At 71.1% G+C, this 6,451-nt stretch carries 7 protein-coding genes; all 7 read right to left on the bottom strand.

Translation table 11 applies throughout. The features are described 5' to 3' along the window. Positions 1-240 precede the first annotated feature (240 nt). The 7 genes from WDV06_RS22025 to WDV06_RS21995 all read right to left on the bottom strand — a co-directional run bounded on the left by WDV06_RS22025 (position 241) and on the right by WDV06_RS21995 (position 6,440). Positions 241-1,461 carry a DivIVA domain-containing protein gene (locus WDV06_RS22025; RefSeq protein ID WP_395511484.1) on the bottom strand — a complete coding sequence of 407 codons (1,221 nt, stop codon included), beginning with the start codon at positions 1,459-1,461 and terminating at the stop codon, positions 241-243. 82 nt (positions 1,462-1,543) lie between these two features. After that, entirely contained in the window at positions 1,544-1,840 is a 297-nt protein-coding gene (locus WDV06_RS22020) for a YggT family protein (protein ID WP_007263603.1), read from the bottom strand. A 60-nt stretch (positions 1,841-1,900) separates the two neighbouring features. Beyond that, entirely contained in the window at positions 1,901-2,518 is a 618-nt protein-coding gene (locus WDV06_RS22015; RefSeq protein WP_045949551.1) for a cell division protein SepF, read from the bottom strand. A gap of 149 nt (positions 2,519-2,667) precedes the next feature. Beyond that, the gene (locus tag WDV06_RS22010; protein ID WP_395511483.1) at positions 2,668-3,387 is read right to left on the bottom strand and encodes a YggS family pyridoxal phosphate-dependent enzyme; all 720 of its coding nucleotides are present in this window, start codon (positions 3,385-3,387) and stop codon (positions 2,668-2,670) included. A gap of 3 nt (positions 3,388-3,390) precedes the next feature. After that, on the bottom strand, positions 3,391-4,122 hold the full coding sequence (gene pgeF / locus WDV06_RS22005) for a peptidoglycan editing factor PgeF (RefSeq protein ID WP_395511482.1): 732 nt from the start codon (positions 4,120-4,122) through the stop codon (positions 3,391-3,393). Continuing rightward, positions 4,119-5,321, bottom strand: a complete 1,203-nt coding sequence (ftsZ, locus tag WDV06_RS22000; RefSeq protein ID WP_395511481.1) for a cell division protein FtsZ — start codon at positions 5,319-5,321, stop codon at positions 4,119-4,121. Before ftsZ ends, pgeF begins: the two co-directional genes overlap by 4 nt. Positions 5,322-5,600: 279 nt before the next feature. Continuing rightward, the gene (locus tag WDV06_RS21995; protein WP_395511480.1) at positions 5,601-6,440 is read right to left on the bottom strand and encodes a cell division protein FtsQ/DivIB; all 840 of its coding nucleotides are present in this window, start codon (positions 6,438-6,440) and stop codon (positions 5,601-5,603) included. Between the last annotated feature and the right edge of the window lie 11 nt (positions 6,441-6,451).

Raw genomic sequence — 6,451 nt, 5'->3', positions numbered from 1 at the left:
AAAACCCCCCCCCGCCCGCCCCCCCACCCCCCCCGCCCCCCCCCCCCCCCGCGGGCGGCCCCCGGGGGGGGGGGGGCCCCCCCCGCTTTCGTGTTCTCTCCCCGCCCCGCCCATTCTCCGTTTCCGCCTCAAACGCCGGCGGGGCTGATGTCAGCCCGGCCCCGCGCAGCGGAAACGGGCCGGGCCCGGGTCCCCCTCAGGGGAACCGGGCCCGGCCCGTAGAGACTGCCGACGGCTACGTCAGTTGTCGTCCTCGTCGATCAGGAAGCCCCGCATGGGCGACGGCGCCTGCTGCATCGGCTGCGGAGCAGCCGGCCGCACCGGAGCCATCGGCTGCGTCATCGCCGGGGACATCTGCTGCTGGCCACCGTAGGACGGCGCACCGCTCATCGGGGAGGGGCCGCCCATCGGCGAGGGGCCGCCCATCGGGGACGGACCGCCCATGCCCATCGCACCGGCCGGAGCCATCGACGGGGACGGCGACGGCGGCAGGGCCGGGCCGGCCGGGGTGCGCGGCGGGGCCAGGGAGTCGTCGGCCTGGGTCTCCAGCTGGCGCAGCTGCGACTCCAGGTAGGACTTCAGACGCGTGCGGTACTCGCGCTCGAAGCCCCGAAGGTCCTCGACCTTGCGCTCCAGCGTGGCGCGGGCGGACTCCAGGGAGCCCATCGCGACGCGGTGCTTCTCCTGGGCGTCCCGCTCCAGGGCGTCGGCCTTGGCGCGGGCGTCCCGCTCCAGGCCCTCGGCGCGCGAACGGGCCTCGCCGACGATCTTGTTGGCCTCGGAGCGGGCCTCCGCGATCGCCTGGTCGGCGGTCTGCTGCGCGAGCGACAGGACGCGTGCGGCGCTGTCGCCGCCGGGGCCCTGCTGCGGGAGCTGCGGCTGCTGCATGGGCTGCATCTGCTGGCCCATCTGCTGCATCTGCTGACCCATGGGCTGCATCTGCTGGCCCATGGGCTGGCCGAGCTGGTTCTGGCCGCCCATGGACTGCTGCTGCATCTGCTGCGGCATGGGCTGCTGGCCCATCTGCTGCTGCGGCGCCATCGGGTGCTGGCCGCCCATGGACTGCTGCTGCTGCATGGGGCCGCCCATCGGGCCCGGACCCTGCGGTCCGTGTCCGCCGGGACCCGGAGGCAGCTGGGGCTGGCCGCCCGGCAGCTGCGGCGGGCCCATCTGCGGCTGCTGCTGCTGCGGCGGGCCGGATATGGCCGCCGGCACGGGGGCGCCCGGGCCTCGCTGGTCCTGGGGTTCCGGCTTGCGCATGTTGGCCTGCTGCTGGCTCTGCGCGGCGGCACGCGTGGCGGCGGCCAGCTTCGCGCGCAGGTCCTCGTTCTCGCGCAGCAGGCGCGTCAGCTCGGCTTCGACCTCGTCGAGGAAGGCATCGACCTCGTCCTCGTCATAGCCTTCTCGCAGGCGGACGGTCGTGAACTGCTTGTTCCGCACGTCCTCGGGAGTCAGCGGCATGTCTTCTTCACCTCTACGTAGTCGTCGGCAGTCGGCAGGACCGTATCGGGACTGTCCCCGCAGGCGCGGGGGAGCTCATCGTTCACACGCTTCTCGCAGCGGTGCTCACGAAGCTGATGAGGATGTAAACGATGATCATCAGAACGAAGAAGGACAGGTCGAGCGCCACGCCCCCGAGACGCAACGGCGGGATGAACCGCCGAAGGAGTTTGAGCGGTGGATCGGTGACAGTGTAGGTGGCCTCCAGAACGACCACCATCGCCTTGCCGGGTGCCCATGAACGTGCGAACTGGAACACGTAGTCCATGACCAGTCGGAAGATCAGCACGATGAGGAAGCACATCAGCGCGATGTAGACCACCTGCAGTGCGACGCCCATCCCGCGCTTCCCTCTCCCCTGCTCCCGCTCTGTACCCGGCCCCGTATCTGACGGATCGGTCTAGCTTTGGTTGAAGAACCCGCCCTCCGCGATGCGGGCCTTGTCCTCCGCCGTGACATCGACGTTAGCAGGCGACAGCAGGAACACCTTCTGTGTCACGCGTTCAATACTGCCGTGCAGACCGAAGACGAGACCGGCCGCGAAGTCGACCAGACGCTTCGCGTCGGTGTCGTCCATCTCCGTGAGATTCATGATCACCGGGGTGCCCTCACGGAAGTGTTCCCCGATGGTACGGGCCTCGTTGTAGGTCCGGGGGTGCAGCGTCGTGATGCGGTACGGCTCCCGCTCGGAGACGACCTTGGGCATGATCACGGGGGCGTTCTTCTCCAGGTTGGTGCGGTCAGGTGTGATGGATGCCACGGGGGCAATTCGCGCAGGACGTCCGTTTTCTGACGGAATTGGGAGGGGTTCGCGCGGCGCCGGCGGCTGCACCGCTCGTACCGGTTCGTCCGTTACGGGCGATTGGTGCACGGGCTGCTGACGCCGCTCCCTCTCCCGGGGGCGCTCGGGCTCCGGCTCGGGCTCGAATTCGTCGTCGGGGTCGTACCCCGGGTTGTCGTACCGGTCGTCCTCCACGAGGCCGAGGTAGACCGCCATCTTGCGCATCGCGCCGGCCATTCTCCGAGTCCTCCGCTCTGTGGTGGATCGCCCTGTCGCAGGTGTCGCTGTGTCACCAAAGTCACCAACTGCCCGCGATCCACGTGGTCTGTCCGCTCATCTGCGGAAATGACCATATTTTCTGCTGTGGTCCGACTTTCTTCGCGACGTTACCCGAGCCGGGGTCTCGCGCCGAGTACCGCAGTGCCGACGCGTACATGTGTCGCACCGGCCATGACGGCCTGTTCCAGGTCGGCGCTCATTCCCGCCGACACCATCGTGGCAGCCGGATGGTCCGCGCGCAGGCCGGATGACAATTCCATCATCCGCTCGAAGGCCGCCTGTTCGCGCCCCGCGTAGCGCCCGGAGAGAGGGGCGACGGTCATGAGACCGTCGATCCGCAGCCCCGGGGCGCCGGCGACGAGATCCGCCAACTCCGCCATCTGCTCGGGCGCGGCACCGCCCCGGCTCCCGCGCTCCCCCGACTCGGCGTCGAGGGCGATCTGCACGAGGCAGCCGATCTCGCGCCCCCGGGCCACCGCCGCCGCCGAGAGCGCCGTGACGAGCCTCGGCCGGTCGACCGACTGCACCACGTGCGCGTATCCCGCCACGGAACGGACCTTGTTCGTCTGCAACTGGCCCACGAAGTGCCAGTTCAACGACAGATCCGCGCAGGCCGCCGCCTTGGGGGCGGCGTCCTGGTCACGATTTTCCGCCACATGACGGACGCCCAGGTCCGCCAGCAGACGTACGTCGGTCGCCGGGTAGGTCTTGGTGACCACGATGAGGGTCACCTCTTCCCGCTTCCGGCCCGCCGCCGCGCAGGCGGACGCGATCCGCTCCTCCACCCGCGCGAGGTTCTCGGCGAGCTCGGACTTACGATCCGTCATGAGTCAGTCCAACCAGACATATCCGGCAAGCCGCCCGGTCACCCGGTCGCGGCGGTACGAGAAGTGGTCCCGCGACTCCAGTGTGCAGACCGGCGAACGCCGGCCGTGCGCCACCCCCGCCTCGGCGAGCTGCGCGTGCACCCCGGCGACCACGTCCACGGCCGGCGTCCCCCAGCTGGTCTCGGCCCACGCGGCCGGCACCACCCCCGCGACCGCCTCCCGCATCTCGGCCGGCACCTCGTAGCAGCGCCCGCAGACGGCGGGTCCGGTACGGGCGACGATCCGTGCCGGGTCGGCACCGAGGGCGACCATCGCCTCGACGGCGGCCGGTACCACCCCGGCGACCAGCCCGGGCCGCCCGGCGTGGGCGGCCCCGGCGACCCCGGCCACGGGGTCGGCCAGCAGCACGGGCGTGCAGTCGGCGGTGAGCACGGCGAGGGCGAGCCCCCGACGGGCGGTCACCACCGCGTCCACCGAGGGGATGTCCGCGTCGGAGCCCCAGGGCCCGTCGACCACGGCCACGTCCCGCCCGTGCACCTGGTTCATCCAGACCACGAGGTCCGGGTCGATGCCCAGCTCCTTCGCGGCGGCGGCCCGGTTCGCGCGAACGGCGGCCGGGTCGTCGCCGACCGCGCCGCCGAGATTGAGCTCCTCGTACGGAACGGCGCTCACCCCGCCCCACCGGTCGGTGAAGGCGAAATGGGCGCCGCTCTCGTGATGCTGCTCCAGCGTCACTTCAAGAAGTCCGGAACGTCCAGCTCTTCGGCCGGGCTGTCCTGGTAGGGCCGGGCCGTCGGGACCTGCGGCGGGGCGGGAGCGGCCTCGACCGGGATCTCGACCGGGGCCGGGGGCTCCTCGCGGGGGGCCACGGTGCCGAGTCCGCCGAAGGCCGGACGGACCGGCTCGGGCGCGCGGACCGGCGCGGGGGCCGGCTCCTCACGCTTGGAGGACGCGGCGCCGATGACGTTGTCCCGGCGGGCCGGGGGCTGGCCGCCGTCGAAGCCGGCCGCGATGACCGTGACGCGGACCTCGTCGCCCAGGGCGTCGTCGATGACGGCGCCGAAGATGATGTTCGCCTCGGGGTGCGCGGCCTCGCTGACCAGCTGCGCGGCCTCGTTGATCTCGAAGAGACCGAGGTCCGAGCCGCCGGAGATGGAGAGCAGCACGCCGCGGGCGCCGTCGATGGACGCCTCCAGCAGCGGCGAGGAGATCGCCATCTCGGCCGCGGCCACGGCGCGGTCGTCGCCGCGGGCGGAGCCGATGCCCATCAGGGCCGAGCCGGCCTCGGACATCACGGACTTGACGTCGGCGAAGTCGAGGTTGATCAGGCCCGGGGTGGTGATGAGGTCGGTGATGCCCTGGACGCCGCTGAGCAGGACCTGGTCGGCCGACTTGAAGGCGTCGAGCACCGAGACCTGGCGGTCCGAGATGGACAGCAGGCGGTCGTTGGGGATGACGATGAGGGTGTCGACCTCTTCGCGGAGCTCGGCGATGCCGTCCTCCGCCTGGTTCGCGCGGCGCCGGCCCTCGAAGGTGAACGGGCGGGTGACCACGCCGATCGTCAGGGCGCCGAGCGAGCGCGCGATGTTGGCGACGACGGGCGCGCCGCCCGTGCCGGTGCCGCCGCCCTCGCCGGCGGTGACGAAGACCATGTCGGCCCCCTTGAGGACCTCCTCGATCTCCTCGCGGTGGTCCTCTGCCGCCTTGCGGCCGACGGCCGGGTTGGCTCCGGCGCCGAGGCCCCGGGTGAGTTCACGGCCGACGTCGAGCTTGACGTCGGCGTCGCTCATCAACAGCGCCTGCGCGTCCGTGTTGATGGCGATGAACTCGACGCCCTTGAGACCGACCTCGATCATTCGGTTGATGGCATTGACACCACCGCCGCCGACACCGATGACCTTGATGACTGCGAGGTAGTTCTGCGGTGCTGCCACGTCGAAGGCCTCTCGCCTCGATTACGTGTCGCCGCCTCGCGGGTCTGCGGTGCGACGACTGATGCCGAAATGTGGGACGGTCCGTACGCGCCGACCCGAACCCTAACCCTGAAGTTTAGGGTTAGGGGTGTGTCTGTTCCCTGGACTCTTCCGAACAGGACACTAAGTCGACAAGTAGCGCGTGTTCAACGAACACGCCGAACCTCCCGTTTTTCTTTTCACCCTATGTGATCACCCGTATCGGTGGCCAACCAGGGTGCGTCGGCCGTCGATCCGACGTCAACTCCCGGACACCGCCGGAGCGGTGGGGACGCTCACGTCGAAGTGGTCGGCCTTGGGCGCGGCCTTCAGCAGGGCGGTCAACGCGCGGCCTTTGGCCTCCCCCAGTTCACCGCTGCCCCACACCACCGAACGGCCCTTCGTCAGCTCCAGGACGACCGAGTCGAACGACCGCACCCTGACCTGCAACGTCTCCTTCGCGACTGCGTCGGGAAGGCTTCCCGCGATGCCCACCGCCTCCTTCAGCAACCGCTCCTCGTCGAAGCGGCGGGCGCTCGGTGAGCGGTCCGCGGCCATTTCGAGGAGCGGAACGCCGACGGGTGCTTTCGCAACGGTGTCGAACCGCACGCCGCCCGCGTCCACTTCGATGAAGTCCGTGCCCTTTTTGATGAGCAGGACGGGTTTGCGTTCCGTCACTTTCAGCCCGATCCCGTGCGGCCAGGCCCGCACCACATCGACCGAATCGATGCGGGGCAGCCGGGCGCGCACCCGCTCGGCGATCTCGTCGGTGTCCACGCCGACCAGGGGCGCGCCGACTGGCACGGCCGCGGCGGAGAGGACCTGCTCGGGGGTGAGCACCTCGGTGCCGGAGGCCGTGACCTTCTCGACGCGCAGCCAGGAGGAGCCGTAGAGGGCCCAGGTGCCGCCCCCGGCGAGGAGCGCCGCGGCGGCGAGGGTCGCCAACAGCCGGACCCGGCGCGGTCTCCCGCCGCCGGACCCGCGCGGGCCGGCGCCCTTGGGCGACTTGGGCGGCCGGGGCGGCTTGGGCGTGCCCGCGCCCTTGCCGCCGCCGCCCGCCCGGCCGGACGGTCCGCGTCGTGCCGTCGTCGCTCCGGCCACTCCTGCGCCTC

It is taken from the genome of Streptomyces racemochromogenes (genome assembly GCF_044129415.1).
Classification (GTDB): Bacteria; Actinomycetota; Actinomycetes; order Streptomycetales; family Streptomycetaceae; genus Streptomyces; species Streptomyces racemochromogenes_A.
This window is presented reverse-complemented; position numbering and strand designations above follow the sequence as displayed.